Here is a 13,945-nt window from a genome sequence, read left to right as displayed (position 1 = left end):
CCTATGAATTTCAATCCACGCAAGAAGCCGATTCCATATCACTAGAATCGGCATACCTACTGCTATATCTATTTCAACAATTGTTCCAATTCCATATTTAATAACAGCACATTGACTCTAGCTTCACCAAACACTCCAAGGTCAGGCTCTTCCGTATGATTCTTCACTAGCTGCGTCAATTGTTGTTCAGACAGTCCTGTTGCTTTCGCAATACGAGGGATCTGCACACTTGCTGCTTGAGGAGTAATATGTGGATCAAGACCAGAAGCAGAGTTCGTCAACAGGTCAGCTGGAACCTCGGATACTGCCATTTGCGGGTTCTGTTCCTGCCAATCGTTCATCGATTGCTCAACACGCTCTGTCAGCGCTTCATTCGTTGGTGCTAAGTTGCCTGATCCGGAACCAACTCCGTTATATTCAATACTGGATACACGTCCGTGGAAATATTTCGAATCTGTAAAAGCCTGACCAATATGGGCAGAGCCAACAATTTGACCATTCTCATCTTTTACTAGACTTCCGTTCGCCTGGTACGGGAAAAGCGTCTGAGCTGCTGCTGTCATAACAAATGGATACACAAGGCCGCATAAGATCATAAGGCCGATACTCATTCGGATGATGGTGCCAAGCCCGCCCCCTTGCTTATTTCCTTGTGAATGAGAGCCAGACGATTCACTGTTCATTGATGGTGTGGCGTGTGTGTTCATGCAAGGTCATCCTTTCGCGTATTTACGCTTTATATCCTAGTTATTTAAAATACGAATTAAATACGAAGTTATTTTTTTCTTTGTCTATTTATACCTTCATTCCGTAACCTTTTTATAAAGAAACCTTTTTCATATCTTTTTTATCTCTGTTTAAGTGTTGAAGTGGAAATAATTAATAAACATATATTGGCCTTCATTTATAGAGAACAGATCCTGTTTACGAACGCTGTTGTAGTCGAGTTCTTTTGTTTAGATGATATGGTTAGAACTCGACTACAAAGGCGAATACTTCGTTTCTACAACAGGATTCTGCTCTCTTTCTTTTGGCCAATAATAATGAAACTATTTCAATCTTATATTTCCCAAGCCTTCTACAAGAAGACACCGACCACTAAATCAATAAGCTTAATACCGATAAACGGTGCTATAAGACCACCTAATCCGTAAATCAACATATTGCGGCGCAGCAGTTGTTCCGAGCTAAGCGGTTTGTATGCCACACCTTTCATCGCTAGCGGAATTAATAATGGAATAATAACCGCATTGAAGATAAGTGCTGATAATACTGCCGACATTGGTGAATGAAGGCCCATTATATTGAGAGCGGACAATTCAGGGATTGCGATCATAAACAAAGCCGGTATGATGGCAAAATATTTAGCCACGTCGTTCGCAATACTGAACGTAGTCAGTGCACCGCGCGTCATAAGCAGTTGCTTGCCGATGGCTACTACTTCGATCACTTTCGTCGGATCAGAGTCTAAGTCGACCATATTGGCAGCTTCTTTTGCTGCGGTTGTACCGCTGTTCATGGCAATACCGACATCCGCCTGCGCCAATGCTGGCGCATCATTCGTACCGTCCCCCGTCATCGCAACAAGCTTGCCTTCTCCTTGCTCCTTACGAATCAAAGCCAGCTTATCTTCCGGCTTGCTCTCCGCAATAAAGTCATCTACTCCAGCTTCACGTGCAATCGTTGCAGCTGTCAGCGGATTGTCACCTGTACACATAACGGTGCGAATCCCCATTTTGCGCAGCTGTTCAAACCGTTCGCGCATGCCCGGCTTTACCGTATCTTTCAAATAAATAACGCCATAAATCTGATCATCTACTGCAACAGCCAGCGGTGTACCGCCTGCCTTCGCAATTTTTTCTGTAACACCATCAAGGTCTGATGGAATGGGGCCGCCTTTACTTGCCACCCATTGCTTAATCGCATCTACCGCACCTTTACGAACCAGTCGTCCATCTGGCAAATCAATACCGCTCATCCGCGTCTCTGCTTTGAATGGAACAAACTCACCTTGCTCAGACAGCTCACGATCATAGCTAAGGCTATGCTTCGTAAGCCACTCCAATACAGAACGTCCTTCCGGCGTTTCATCTGCATGAGATCCTACAGCTGCCCAACGTGCTAATGTCTGTACACTATTGCCATTGACCGGAATTAGATCATTCGCAAGACGGTTTCCGTAAGTAATCGTACCTGTTTTATCCAAAATGATCGTATGAATATCTCCACATGCCTCTACTGCTTTACCAGAAGTAGCTATGACGTTGAAGCGGGTAACACGGTCCATACCAGCGATCCCAATCGCAGATAGTAAACCACCGATTGTCGTCGGGATGAGACAAACGAGAAGAGCGATTAATTCTGCCGTATGCAGCGTAATGTTCAAATACTTGCCGAAGAATGGCAGCGTAACGACTACGATAAGAAAAATAAGTGTCAAGCTTACAAGTACCGTATGCAAAGCTAATTCATTCGGCGTCTTTTGACGTTCTGCTCCTTCAACCAAGGCAATCATACGATCCAAGAAGGACTCACCAGGATCACTTGTAATACGAACTTTCACCCAGTCACTTACCACACGTGTACCAGCTGTGACGGAGCAAAAGTCACCACCTGATTCCTTTAGTACAGGAGCGGATTCCCCCGTAATTGCAGACTCATCTATCGAAGCCAAACCTTCAATGACTTCTCCATCCCCAGCAATGGTCTCACCTTCACGAACGATAATAATATCGCCCTTTCTCAAGCTTGCTGAAGATACGCGAATCGTACCTGTCGCTGTAACCTTTTGTGCCCACAAGTCTTTCTTCGTCTGCTTCAAGGAATCGGCCTGTGCTTTCCCTCTGCCTTCCGCCAATGCCTCAGCAAAGTTGGCAAACCACACCGTCACAAACAAAATCAAACTAACAACCCCGTTGTACCAACGTGGGGCTGCACTCCCGAACGCATCAGGTACAATGGTTAACAACAGCGTGATGACAAAGCCAAGTTCCACAAGGAACATCATCGGATTTTTCACCATAAACTTCGGATGGAACTTGCGCAAAGCATCTATGGAAGCTTGCCGAACGATGTCTCCACCAAACATCGACTTCGATTTTTTGATTTCACTTCGAGACCCGCTATCATACGATGACGGAGTTTTCATCGATTGTACCGTACTCATTGCTTATTTCTCCTCTCGTTCGCAAACGATTATTTCCACAAAGTCAAATGTTCTGCAATCGGTCCAAGTACAAGAATCGGGAAGAACGTCAGGGCACCGACAATGAGAATCGTACCGACAAAAATCGTACCGAACGTTGCGTTGCTCGTCTTAAATGTACCTGATGTGACCGGTACTGGACGTTTCGCCATCAGCGACCCAGCAACAGCCAGCATCGTAATCATGCTAATATAGCGTCCGAAGAACATCACTAAGCCCGTTGATATATTCCAGAATGGCGTTGCATCGCCAAGTCCCTCAAATCCTGACCCGTTGTTAGCAGCCGAGGAAGTATATTCATACAACACCTGTGAGATACCATGGAAGCCAGCATTTGAAATCGTATCTGGATAAAATACAAGCGCAATCGCAGTCGGCACCAAAATAAGAATCGGCTGAATAATAAGTGTTACCGCGATGAGCTTCATTTCCCGAATTTCCAACTTGCGTCCCAAAAATTCAGGAGTGCGTCCTACCATTAAGCCTGATAAAAATACGGCAATCATCGCATACATCAATACGTTTACAAATCCTACGCCAACTCCGCCAAATACCGTATTGAGCATCATATTTCCGAGCGGAACTAATCCGCCGAGCGGTGTCAATGTGTCATGCATAGTGTTTACTCCACCCGTTTCGGATGCTGTCGTTACGACCGCATACAAAGCCGACTGAGCTACTCCTAAGCGTACTTCCTTACCTTCCATACTCGGGCCAGCCATACCAAGCTGATGTAAAGCTGGATTTCCTGCTTGCTCTGCCGTAGTCGCTATGCCTAGCATCATGATGAACATAATCGACATCGCAACGAAGAGCACTCTTCCTTCTTTCGCACTTCCAACTATGCGACCATACGCAAATGGAAGTGAGGTTGTCAGCAGCAGCATAAGTACGATATGAAGCAAATTGCTAATTCCATTTGGATTCTCAAACGGGTGCGCCGAGTTTACGGCCATAAATCCACCACCGTTATTACCCAACTCTTTAATAGATAGCAAGGAGGCTACTGGACCGCGAGCAATTTGCTGTTCTGCACCTTGCAGCGTTGTTACCGTCTCAGTCGGTGCAAACGTCTGCGGAGCGCCTAACGCAACAAATAGAATCGCTGCTACAATGGCAATCGGCATTAACACACGTACAATGCTGCGCACCAAATCTACGAAGAAGTTACCGAGCGGCTTGCCTGCAATTCCTCTCATAAAGGCAAATGCGATTGCAAACGAAGTCGCTGGTGCTGTAAACATCATGAACGTAATACCCAGCGTTTGAGACAAGTAGCTTAAGCCGCTTTCCCCGCTGTAATGCTGCAAGTTCGTATTGGTCATGAAGCTTATCGTCGTATTGAATGCCAATGTTGGCTCCATGCCCGCTATGCCGCTTGGATTCAACGGCAGACTGCCTTGCAAGCGCAGTACTGCGTAAACGAGCAGCATCATAAATATATTGGTTGAGATTAATGCTGTGGCATAACTTTTCCACGTCTGATTCGTTTCTTTAATGCCAAATAGCTTGAACAACAATTTCTCTATCGGTCCAAATAGACCGTTAAGCGGCATCCGCGCCCCTTCACTATGAAATACTCGTGCTAGATAAATACCTGTTGGTCGCGCCAACACTAGCACTAGCAGTAGAGTAAGGCCAATCGACACCCAGCCTAGTAACGTCATCTCTCGTTCCACCTCTCTAGATTTAACCCCACTTCGATCATTCCACTTCGCATCTTGCTCATTTACTTTAAAACTTCTCGGGTTTAACTAACGCGTATGCTAAGTATAGAAATAGTGCAGCAATCACAACGCCCAGTGCGATCATCATTTTCTTCACCTCATCTATCGATTTCTTGCGAGCACCAATGTATGACGACATATGCTGCAATGCCTAACATCAACAGTAAAATACACATCACCGCATCGAACATGTACCATTCCTCCCCTTTGTCTAGTCAGATGCTGTTGCGCTCTCTTGGTTTTTCGCTCTTGCCGGCAAGCATACTGACTTGTCGGGACGCAAAAAGGCCACGCGGAAGGAGGTCCCCTTTCCGCGTGGCCAAATAAAACACAGCTATAGAAACCGTGTATCGATCCACGACGAAATAAGGCTGCCTCTACGGACGCTTACGAGGTTAGCTGACGGATTCGGACGCAAGAGTCGCCCTACCAGATGCGGATTCGATGATCCATCTTTGTGATGGAAGTCGAGTCGTCATCCGGACTCACCCCAGACATGCGATTGCATGTCGATTGGTTCCCCCGTTCCCTTATAAAGGGACTCAGCGATGAGCAAAGCCCAAAGCTATCTGATTGTATTTCTATCATCACCTGTGCCGTATGTGTCATGGCTATGAAGGATTAAACCGTTCAAGCAGGTTGATGGCTGTCTTGACTCAATAAATCAGTCAATAGAAAGGATACTTGGTCTGATTGCGTATAAATGACCATGTCTGCACCCAGCATCCGATAAATCGACTTCGGATAATTTTGTTTTGTAATTACCGTAATCATTTCATCCGTCCAAGGACGGCACTGCTGCAACAAGCGGCAAGTAAGTGCGAAGCTTTGCTCAAATACATACATGCGCCCTACAGGTACAGCTGGCAGCGCCGTTGCCTTCCTTTGCGATGTTGTTTTCACGCTGCAAATATGCTTCACACCTAATTTCTCCATACTTGCTGTTAGCCGGGTATTGTTCGATATCGCTGCTACAGGCACATTTGCCCCTCGAAGCTGCTTCAAAAAATCAATACCCATCGCATTGGGAGCAAATACCGTTACCATGCGCCCCTCATTATGCATCTTGTTCATTCCTCCTGAAATCCGTACAGCGATCATTTTCGGGTGTGAGGCAATTCGAAATGCGCCAGTATACATAACGGTATTCAGGCACGCCTCTCCTCGGACGCTTACGAGGTTAGCTGTCGGATTCGGGCTCGAAGAGTTGCCCTACCAGATCTCTGCACCCATTCCAACGATGAGTTGGAACTGCGTACCGATATCCGGATTCACCCCAACAAACGATTGCTGCAGCCTTTTAAACTTAAGTCAGGCAGCCGTTTGCATTTGGTTCCCCCGCTTCCGCACCTTATGCGGAACTCAGCGATTACAGACGCTACGGAATGTAGTTGCTATTGCTGAACTGAATCTTACTCCTCTGCTCCGAGACTGTAAATGAATCACAACGCTCATTTTAGACAATCCCTATTTATGGCAGTCATATAAACCATTTCAATCTTTTATTTTCATATCATTTCCTCACTCAATCTCGAGCTTTCTCTATTCTCAATGAAAACGAAAGATATAAAGAGATAATCAGCAAATAACCCCTATAATAACGCTTTCTTGACTTCTTATCCGCTGAAAATCGATAATTACTGCCGATAATCATCCATTCTTCAAAATAGATCCCTCATCTGGAAAAAAACGACTTCCCTCATACCCTACAATAAGAGTCTGCTTATCGAATAGGCAGCAAAAATACCCCCACCTAATTGTTCTAGGCCGAGGGCAAAAAACAAGCTCCATAAGGTAAATTCTCCTCACTCCGCTTGACGATCAAATATAATGCTCAATAGCTGCTGAATACGTTTCGCATAGCTATGATCTTTCAACGTACGTGCTAATCCGCGCAATGCAATCTCTCTACGTTCCTCTTCATGCGTCAAATAGTAGACCGCTTTCTCCAACAAGTCGGCAGGGCTTTCATACGTAACAAGCTCTACCCCAGGCACATAAAATTGAGCTAAATCACTTCGAATATCTGTCAGCTGCAGCGTTCCACAGCCGTTAATTTCAAATGTGCGAGGATTAGGAGAAGTTGCTAAAATTTGATTGGAATTTTGGTTTACTGTCGTATCATCATGTGTTCTATGCATATTTATTACAATTTTACTACTATTATAAAATTCCGCTGTTTCTTTTGGCCCCATCCACAAATCAAGCTTAATCGATGACTTATATTTTTTATATTGGGGCAGCCGATCCCACCATAATCCTGAAAAATGGGCTTTGTGCTTCATGAGGCGATCCATAATCGGTTCAAAGAAGCGAACACGGTTCCAATAGGCAGAACCAATAAAAGAAATATCGTTCTGAAATGGGGCTGGAGATGCCCTCGGCGTAAAATGCTCAGGAAAAGCAGCAAAAGGCAAATGATGCACTTGTCTACATCCTAAAGACTGATAGTATTCTATCGCAGTGGATTCTAAAGTAAAAATATAATCATAATAGGGAGCAACTGCTGCCATCCGATCTGTATAATAGGGATCATCCGTAATCCATAGAGCCGTACGTATGGCAAGAGCCTTCAGCTCTATAAGCTGCTCAGCTGGAAAATCCATTCCATCTAGAACGAGAACCAGGTCTGCGCGATATTCTACAGCAAATACTGCTATAGAATCTTTGGGTCCCGCTACCTGAACGTCTATTGCCATCGATTGCAGCGTCGATACGACAGCTTCATCAAGCGGCGAATAAGGGAAACCTTTGCCTGATGATACGTAAATAATACGTAATTGGCGCTGAGGAGCATGCTCGGTAAGTGCATGCACAAGTGCTTGCGCTCTTCCACGAAAATAACCTTCTCCGTATCCTCGTTCGTGACCTTCACGCGCTCCTTTATGGCTAGCTGACCGCACCTGATGCAGCAATGATGGCCGGGATTGCTTGACTATGCCTTTTTTCTCTGTTGCACCAGTCATTCTATACCTCCTTCACTGCATGCTTTGTCAGTTTAATAATGCTACTCCTGATACCGAATAGCTCCTTTCTATGACATCCAGCATGTGACGCACTCGATGCTCGAACGTATGGCGCATAAATGTGGTCTGGAGAGAACGCATAGCGATACGCATCCTCTCTTCTTCATGGACTAAGTAATATTCAATTTTTTGCATGAGTTCTTCGCCTGTCTGGAAGGTCTCAATATCCCAGCCTGGCGTATACATTTGGGTAAGGTCGCTCCGGACATCGGTAAGCTGGAACGCACCACACGCAGCAATTTCATAGGTACGGGGATTAATCGACTGTGCAGGCAGGTCAAATGTATTTCGATTGTCAGCCCCTTGTTCATGTGGTCGATGAATATTTAGTATAATTTTGGATGAATTGTAATAATAAACACTTTCATCTAAAGGAACCCACCCTGAACGAAGTCGATCTCCCCAACGAGCATGCGTCACCATTCGATCCCAATAGCCGCCTGCAATACAAATATCGTATTTCATAAGCTGCTCCGCATAACTGTCGAAAAACGCTACTCGATTCCAGAATCCGTTGCCAATAAAGCAGATGTCATGGCAATAACGATAATCTGACCGAATAGGGCGGAAACGCTCTGTTGCTGCTGCGAGAGGAAGATGATAAACATGCCGGCAACCCAGCTGTTTGTAGAAGGGAATACATTGCTGTTCATGAGTGAACACGAAGTCATAATACGGAGCTAGTACTGCTGTATCTTGAGTGAAGTAAGGATCATCTACAAACCATATGGCAGTCCTGATACCTTGCTGCTTCGCCCATATGATATGTTCGGGATGTTCTTGAGGAAAAACATGCAGGGCATTCAGTACGACAATGAGATCTGGCTTAAAACGCTGCGCTTCTTCTACAAGTCGAGAAGGATGTGCCTCCGCATATGCACTGCTCATTTTGCTCAAAGCAACGCTGCATCCGTGGTCAATCGCTTCAAATCCTTGTGGAATATAAAGAATTCGCATCGGCGACGGATTCGTCGGCATCATAGGAATTTGTGACACTACCGCTTCAGCCGTACCAAGGCGATAACCATGCTTATATCCTGAGGAGAAGCCGTCCCGTCGTCCTTTTGCACGTTCTTTCTGTCTAACTTGCTGCATGGCATCACCTGAGATTCAGACATATAATCATTCCGTATCTTGATACTTGAAAGTTGTATTAAGCCTGTTGACTGTATACGATATGGTGTCCATCTTCGAAGCCTTTTGCAAATCCTTCGTTAAAACCTTGATTGAATGCTTCATTATAGCTTTTATCATATGCGTGATTTACTCGCTTCTTAGATTTGGCTGGTAATTTGGAAGTTGTTGTACGTACACGTTTCTTGGAGAGACGCCGTGGTTTGGTTGTTTTCTCAGAGGCAGGTTTGGTCTTTTTATTACTTTCTTTTGTCGATTGGCGCCGGATACGTGCTTTCCGCCGAGTCAAATCCGTCCGCTTTTTCTTCTCTCTTTTTTTCTTCATCTCTTTCATCCCTCCCTGCATGTAGGATTATACTTTCTCCTTTTTGCACGTGGCTAAGTGTTCGGCGTGAGGGGAAAACCGATCTAGAAGCGAACTTATTGCAGCTTGACTCCGTTCAATCGCCTCCAACAAATGAAGCTGAGCCGAAACTGCTCGTTCCGATCGATAATTGCGACGAAGAGCATCAGTAACAGATCTTTGTTCTTTTAGCTTTGCTCCATGCTCTGCGACTTGATTTGACGCTTGCCTGTGAAGCTGCGTCATGCCATTTCTTCCAGATCTAGTGGACCTTTAAATGCACCATTATTCGCGTGACCCGCTCCTTGTTCATCCTGTCCATCAGGATCAAGAATTGTTTGCAGATTACGGTTCAAACTCTGCTGCAATCTTGTTAGTCCAGCGATAACCTCTATAACTTGAGTGTGGACATCTAACGCATCTTTCGTTTGTTCATAAACGTCAGCACTGTCACTGGCAACCATGTGATTCAACAGCCAATTACGCACTTTCTCTGCTTCCAAAGTTTTAGCTTCCAGCATAATCGCAATATTCCATTGCATGTCCGCCATAGATTCCAAAATTCGAATGTTAGCATGTTCACGATCCAAATTAGTTCCTCCTTACTGCTACTGAAAAAGGTAAACTGCTTTTTTATTCTTCTTCGGGCTCCTGCAGGTCCTTCAACACCAGCTTCAATTGCTCGGCCATCGCGTCCTCCAGATCAGCAATACTTACCATATAATCGATGAGGCAGCGCGTAACTTGTCCTGATTGCACCTTAACCTCAGATATATGTTCGATTTGAGGGAGCTCATCCGGAACAGCATGAACAAGCTGTGACATTCTAACGGCAACTTGACGCTTTGCCTGCAATATTTTTGCCATCTGATTATGGGTGTGAGCCATATGGACAATGATTTCATTTACTTTATCTTCAGGCTTCATCGGTCGTACCTCCGTTCATTCGATGGTCCCTTTTGCATGAAATAGAGCTCGCTGTCTCAATTTCGTTCTAGATTGATATACGATATGCCGCTCATGAGCTAAAGCTCACCGTCATCTGCCTATCAATTGCTGTTGTATATAAAATGATTATCTATCGACCAGCATGCAGACACGAAATCTCCGCTGCAGCCTGCATGCCCAAGTCGATTTTATACCGCTCACAAATTGCTGTTTACAAAGACGGGAGGAGCCATAATCGGCAACCCCTCTTCCCACAGCAGTTTCTCCGCCTCTGATCGTGACATTACCCGATCATTCAGTTTCCATTGCTTAAGCGCATATTCGCTTATAACAGCACGACATGTAATACCATCTCGTTGAAACCAACGGCCATGCTCTGTAACAAAAACGCCCCCGTCAGGTACAGAACCGTCTTGATTCGTCGTTTTCCGCCACTTCTCTGCCGCTCTGTCCGCTTCTATATCCGAACCTGTGGGCCAAGACAATAGTTCAATTTGAGACAGCTTAACAGTAGGAAAAGGATATGCGCCTCGAATAGGATGCTTTATACCCTGCTCCACCCAAAAAATTGTTCCATTCAGCCCCGTAACCGCAATATGTGTCGGATAGAAGGAAATCGCTCGCAGGGATACTCCTGTCTCCATCTCATTCTTTGTCGACATAGATAGAGATTTAGTTTTAGATTTAGACTCGGACCATTCCGTCACCCGCTGTACCCACTCATAAGGATTGCTCCATTTCTGCTGATAGAAAGCTTCATTCTTTTTATAAATATCTTGCAGTTGCTCGCCAAGCTCTTTCATACTTTGGCTTCCGAAATGATGAATGAAACAATCTCCAGCAATCGCTAGCTTTCGACCTGCCAGACGTGTACGAATGACGAAGTCTTCATCCTCAAAGTTCCCGATCCTATACCCTTCATCTAAGTAGCCAATCTCTTCAAAAAAGGATTTATGAAACAGCATGCAAAACCCGACTATTCGCTCAACCATTTTCCATTTACTCGCGTCCTGCTCATTGTATTGCCGTGCAAATTGCTGCATTTCTTGATTCGTGCCATACGCAACCTCAATCTGTTGTTCGCCGCTAATAAAATTAGTTACAGGACCAACCATACCAATCGCAGGATCACTTTCTAAGCAATGCAGTAAATTACCCAGCCAATTTGTTGTAACGATAATGTCGTTGTTTAGCAAACATATCGTTTTGCCTTTTGCCATTTTCAAGCCGGTATTAATCGATCCTGCAAAGCCATAATTTTTGTCATGAATCTGATAGCGAATCTGCCCTGATAGTTTGCGTAAATAGGCAGCTGTGCCGTCCGTTGAAGCATCATCTACTACAATGATTTCGTGAGCCTCTGATGTATACTGCTGAATACTAGCAATACATTGCTTGAGCATATTCAACTTGTTGTAAGTCGGAATAATAATGCTAGTTCCGTCTATGTGATGGTCGAATTGCTCCTTTCCAGAAGCAATGCCCATTTGGTACCCTGCTGCATATCCTTTTTTATATTGTTCTTTAGCAAACCTTAATCTCCGATTTGAGCGTTTTAATGGCGTACTACGCAACTTGTGATTACGCTTTGTCTGTCCAGCGCGCTTAAGTTGCTGAGATAGTCGTGACAATACGTCCACCTCCATTTCATGAACAACTCTTAAAAGCTCAGCTCCCCTTCTGCCAGCCTATTTGCTAAATGACCAAAGTCCAAAGCAACTTTACCCAGCTCAGAAGCGATACGTTCCGCTATAATAACAGCGGGAATGCCTGCCGACACTAAAGCTATATCAAATGGAATAGAAGCTGCTTCCCTCATGACACGAGGTATGTCCTTCATTCCTGACACTGATGCAATCATACCGCTAATGATGACACCTCGCTTCGATAGCACTTTCCTTAGCTCTTGAGCTGCATTGCCGATAAGCAATACATTTCTTCCTTGCAGCAGCTGTTGCAAATAGCCAAGCTGCGCTATTAAATAATTCACCGTCGAATAGGTAATTCGCATATGCTGCAAAGATAGACCGTACTCACGACAAACAGGATACAAAAGACCTTGGAAGTATGGCAGCCTTGAAATAGGAACGCCTACATAAGTAGCTTTTCGTACCGATTCCGCCAGCGCTTCACGCCCTGCATGATCAGGTACCGTCAAACCAGAAGTAGCAACGAACGGGGAGTGATCACGAATTTCTTGAGAGGATATGAGTCGATCATGTGCTAATGCCAATAGTTCTCCATCTCCAAGTCGAACGACCGAAAGTGGTCTCCCCTCCAACAGCGCTTGTTTCATCTCTACAAAGATGACAAAAGGATCAGTAAGAGGCAGCAGAAGATGTTTAACTTGTTCAAAGCCCAAGGCAATAATATGCTCCAATGAAATATCCGGTAAAATAAGATGTTCTGGAATGAGCTTTGACAACAAAGCTTCTCCTCCATCGTACTTTCCTTTTCTGTAGGCCTTCCTATACGATTTTTCTGACTCTATTTTTGGTTCGACCTGAATCTTAACAGCTTCTGTTGAAAGATTCGCCATGTCGGCTTGGGAAGCATGTGAGGGTTCATTAACAGTAGACGGAGCATGAGTGGGAGGGGGATCGTTAGAATTACCATCAGGCGAGGGAGCAGCAGGTTGTCGCTTCAAACTGGAAGAGCGGCGAATGATTTGACTGCGTTTATGAGAGCGTACTCCATTCCGCACACTGCCAAGACTCGTGCGCAGCTTACTCATGCGCTTCTTCACACGACGTCTTTTTCGGAACCCTTTCTCTTTGACAGCAGAACGCCGACGACGGTGTGAAGAAGCTGTAACAGGGCTCATCGCTTCCCTCTCCTTCCAAGTTTAATACGCGCAGCATGCAGCGATTCATACGTTCCGGCGTCCGTCCACCACCCATTCAAAATATTATATTGCAGCAATCCTTTAGAAGCATAGGCATTATTCACATCTGTAATTTCTAATTCACCACGAGCGGAAGGAGATATATGGCGGATATGTTCAAACACGGCTGTGTCGTACATATAGATGCCTGTAACACAAAAGCTGGATTTGGGCTTGCGAGGCTTTTCTTCTATTTTAATAATGCGCTCAGGTTCTTGCTCATCCAACACAGGAACCCCGTAACGATGCGCATCCTTTACTTTTTTAAGCAGTACTAGTGCTTCACCATCGCCTTGGTTCTCAAATTGCTGTAAATAGGGCTTTAGACTATCGTGAAATAAATTGTCTCCCAGCAACACAACAAAACGTTCATTCGGAGCTAGAAAAGGTTCAACTAAAGATAATGCTTGAGCGATCCCTCCCGCTCCCTCCTGAATTAAAAAAGATACATGCACACCTAGAGACTGGCCGCTTCCGATGAAGTCTACGTATAAAGGTACGGACTTGCTGCCAATCACAATAAACAGCTCCGTAATGCCCGCTTCCTTTAATCGTTCAATCCCATAGTAAATCATCGGAAACTTACCTATCGGAATCAGGTGCTTATTCATCATCTTCGTTAAAGGCAGTAAGCGTGAACCAGTTCCACCGGCTAGAATGATCCCTTTCACCTTTCTC

General features: G+C 44.9%; 14 protein-coding genes and 2 riboswitches. All 14 genes read right to left on the bottom strand.

The annotated features are described in order from the left end of the window. Positions 1 to 68: 68 nt before the first annotated feature. Positions 69 to 707, bottom strand: coding sequence for a potassium-transporting ATPase subunit KdpC (gene kdpC / locus FPZ44_RS22130; RefSeq protein ID WP_261378484.1), 639 nt, complete (start codon positions 705 to 707; stop codon positions 69 to 71). Between the two features lie 371 nt (positions 708 to 1,078). After that, positions 1,079 to 3,166 carry a potassium-transporting ATPase subunit KdpB gene (kdpB, locus tag FPZ44_RS22125; RefSeq protein WP_144994023.1) on the bottom strand — a complete coding sequence of 696 codons (2,088 nt, stop codon included), beginning with the start codon at positions 3,164 to 3,166 and terminating at the stop codon, positions 1,079 to 1,081. A gap of 29 nt (positions 3,167 to 3,195) precedes the next feature. Further along, the gene (gene kdpA / locus FPZ44_RS22120) at positions 3,196 to 4,872 is read right to left on the bottom strand and encodes a potassium-transporting ATPase subunit KdpA (protein WP_144994021.1); all 1,677 of its coding nucleotides are present in this window, start codon (positions 4,870 to 4,872) and stop codon (positions 3,196 to 3,198) included. A gap of 67 nt (positions 4,873 to 4,939) precedes the next feature. Further along, positions 4,940 to 5,017, bottom strand: coding sequence for a K(+)-transporting ATPase subunit F (gene kdpF, locus FPZ44_RS26955; RefSeq protein ID WP_261378498.1), 78 nt, complete (start codon positions 5,015 to 5,017; stop codon positions 4,940 to 4,942). Between the two features lie 285 nt (positions 5,018 to 5,302). Further along, a riboswitch (cyclic di-AMP (ydaO/yuaA leader) is annotated at positions 5,303 to 5,490 on the bottom strand. A gap of 72 nt (positions 5,491 to 5,562) precedes the next feature. After that, complete coding sequence (locus FPZ44_RS22110; protein WP_261378483.1) at positions 5,563 to 6,006, bottom strand: hypothetical protein; 444 nt, start codon at positions 6,004 to 6,006, stop codon at positions 5,563 to 5,565. 79 nt (positions 6,007 to 6,085) lie between these two features. After that, positions 6,086 to 6,310, bottom strand: a riboswitch (cyclic di-AMP (ydaO/yuaA leader). Positions 6,311 to 6,737: 427 nt separating this feature from the next. Further along, positions 6,738 to 7,898: a CgeB family protein gene (locus FPZ44_RS22105; protein ID WP_144994019.1), complete on the bottom strand. Its 1,161-nt coding sequence runs from the start codon at positions 7,896 to 7,898 to the stop codon at positions 6,738 to 6,740. Positions 7,899 to 7,925: 27 nt separating this feature from the next. Beyond that, on the bottom strand, positions 7,926 to 9,053 hold the full coding sequence (locus FPZ44_RS22100; protein ID WP_144994017.1) for a CgeB family protein: 1,128 nt from the start codon (positions 9,051 to 9,053) through the stop codon (positions 7,926 to 7,928). Between the two features lie 58 nt (positions 9,054 to 9,111). Further along, positions 9,112 to 9,417: a hypothetical protein gene (locus tag FPZ44_RS22095; protein ID WP_144994015.1), complete on the bottom strand. Its 306-nt coding sequence runs from the start codon at positions 9,415 to 9,417 to the stop codon at positions 9,112 to 9,114. Positions 9,418 to 9,444: 27 nt separating this feature from the next. Further along, positions 9,445 to 9,681: a hypothetical protein gene (locus tag FPZ44_RS22090; RefSeq protein WP_144994013.1), complete on the bottom strand. Its 237-nt coding sequence runs from the start codon at positions 9,679 to 9,681 to the stop codon at positions 9,445 to 9,447. Further along, positions 9,678 to 10,025, bottom strand: a complete 348-nt coding sequence (locus FPZ44_RS22085; protein ID WP_261378482.1) for an alpha-helical endospore appendage domain-containing protein — start codon at positions 10,023 to 10,025, stop codon at positions 9,678 to 9,680. Before FPZ44_RS22085 ends, FPZ44_RS22090 begins: the two co-directional genes overlap by 4 nt. A gap of 43 nt (positions 10,026 to 10,068) precedes the next feature. Continuing rightward, the gene (locus FPZ44_RS22080) at positions 10,069 to 10,362 is read right to left on the bottom strand and encodes a nucleoside-diphosphate sugar epimerase (RefSeq protein WP_144994011.1); all 294 of its coding nucleotides are present in this window, start codon (positions 10,360 to 10,362) and stop codon (positions 10,069 to 10,071) included. A 218-nt stretch (positions 10,363 to 10,580) separates the two neighbouring features. Beyond that, positions 10,581 to 12,014, bottom strand: coding sequence for a glycosyltransferase family 2 protein (locus FPZ44_RS22075; protein WP_261378481.1), 1,434 nt, complete (start codon positions 12,012 to 12,014; stop codon positions 10,581 to 10,583). 29 nt (positions 12,015 to 12,043) lie between these two features. Then, positions 12,044 to 13,207 carry a GT-D fold domain-containing protein gene (locus tag FPZ44_RS22070; protein ID WP_261378480.1) on the bottom strand — a complete coding sequence of 388 codons (1,164 nt, stop codon included), beginning with the start codon at positions 13,205 to 13,207 and terminating at the stop codon, positions 12,044 to 12,046. Further along, positions 13,204 to 13,938 (bottom strand): sugar phosphate nucleotidyltransferase, encoded by a 735-nt coding sequence (locus tag FPZ44_RS22065; protein WP_144994007.1) that lies wholly within the window; start codon positions 13,936 to 13,938, stop codon positions 13,204 to 13,206. Before FPZ44_RS22065 ends, FPZ44_RS22070 begins: the two co-directional genes overlap by 4 nt. Positions 13,939 to 13,945: the final 7 nt, after the last annotated feature.

The sequence above is a fragment of the Paenibacillus agilis genome (genome assembly GCF_007786455.1).
Lineage (GTDB): Bacteria > Bacillota > Bacilli > Paenibacillales > Paenibacillaceae > Paenibacillus_B > Paenibacillus_B agilis.
The sequence above is the reverse complement of the archived record's forward strand: the minus strand, read 5'-3'. Positions and strand labels throughout refer to the sequence as shown.

Bases quoted from the DNA above. Each gene is read 5' to 3' on its own strand.
- FPZ44_RS22105 (WP_144994019.1), bottom strand. From the start codon at position 7,898: ATGACTGGTGCAACAGAGAAAAAAGGCATAGTCAAGCAATCCCGGCCA.
- FPZ44_RS22100 (WP_144994017.1), bottom strand. From the start codon at position 9,053: ATGCAGCAAGTTAGACAGAAAGAACGTGCAAAAGGACGACGGGACGGC.
- FPZ44_RS22080 (WP_144994011.1), bottom strand. From the start codon at position 10,362: ATGAAGCCTGAAGATAAAGTAAATGAAATCATTGTCCATATGGCTCAC.
- kdpA (WP_144994021.1), bottom strand. From the start codon at position 4,872: ATGACGTTACTAGGCTGGGTGTCGATTGGCCTTACTCTACTGCTAGTG.
- kdpC (WP_261378484.1), bottom strand. From the start codon at position 707: ATGAACACACACGCCACACCATCAATGAACAGTGAATCGTCTGGCTCT.
- FPZ44_RS22095 (WP_144994015.1), bottom strand. From the start codon at position 9,417: ATGAAGAAAAAAAGAGAGAAGAAAAAGCGGACGGATTTGACTCGGCGG.
- FPZ44_RS22090 (WP_144994013.1), bottom strand. From the start codon at position 9,681: ATGACGCAGCTTCACAGGCAAGCGTCAAATCAAGTCGCAGAGCATGGA.
- FPZ44_RS22110 (WP_261378483.1), bottom strand. From the start codon at position 6,006: ATGAACAAGATGCATAATGAGGGGCGCATGGTAACGGTATTTGCTCCC.
- kdpB (WP_144994023.1), bottom strand. From the start codon at position 3,166: ATGAGTACGGTACAATCGATGAAAACTCCGTCATCGTATGATAGCGGG.
- FPZ44_RS22070 (WP_261378480.1), bottom strand. From the start codon at position 13,207: ATGAGCCCTGTTACAGCTTCTTCACACCGTCGTCGGCGTTCTGCTGTC.
- kdpF (WP_261378498.1), bottom strand. From the start codon at position 5,017: ATGATCGCACTGGGCGTTGTGATTGCTGCACTATTTCTATACTTAGCA.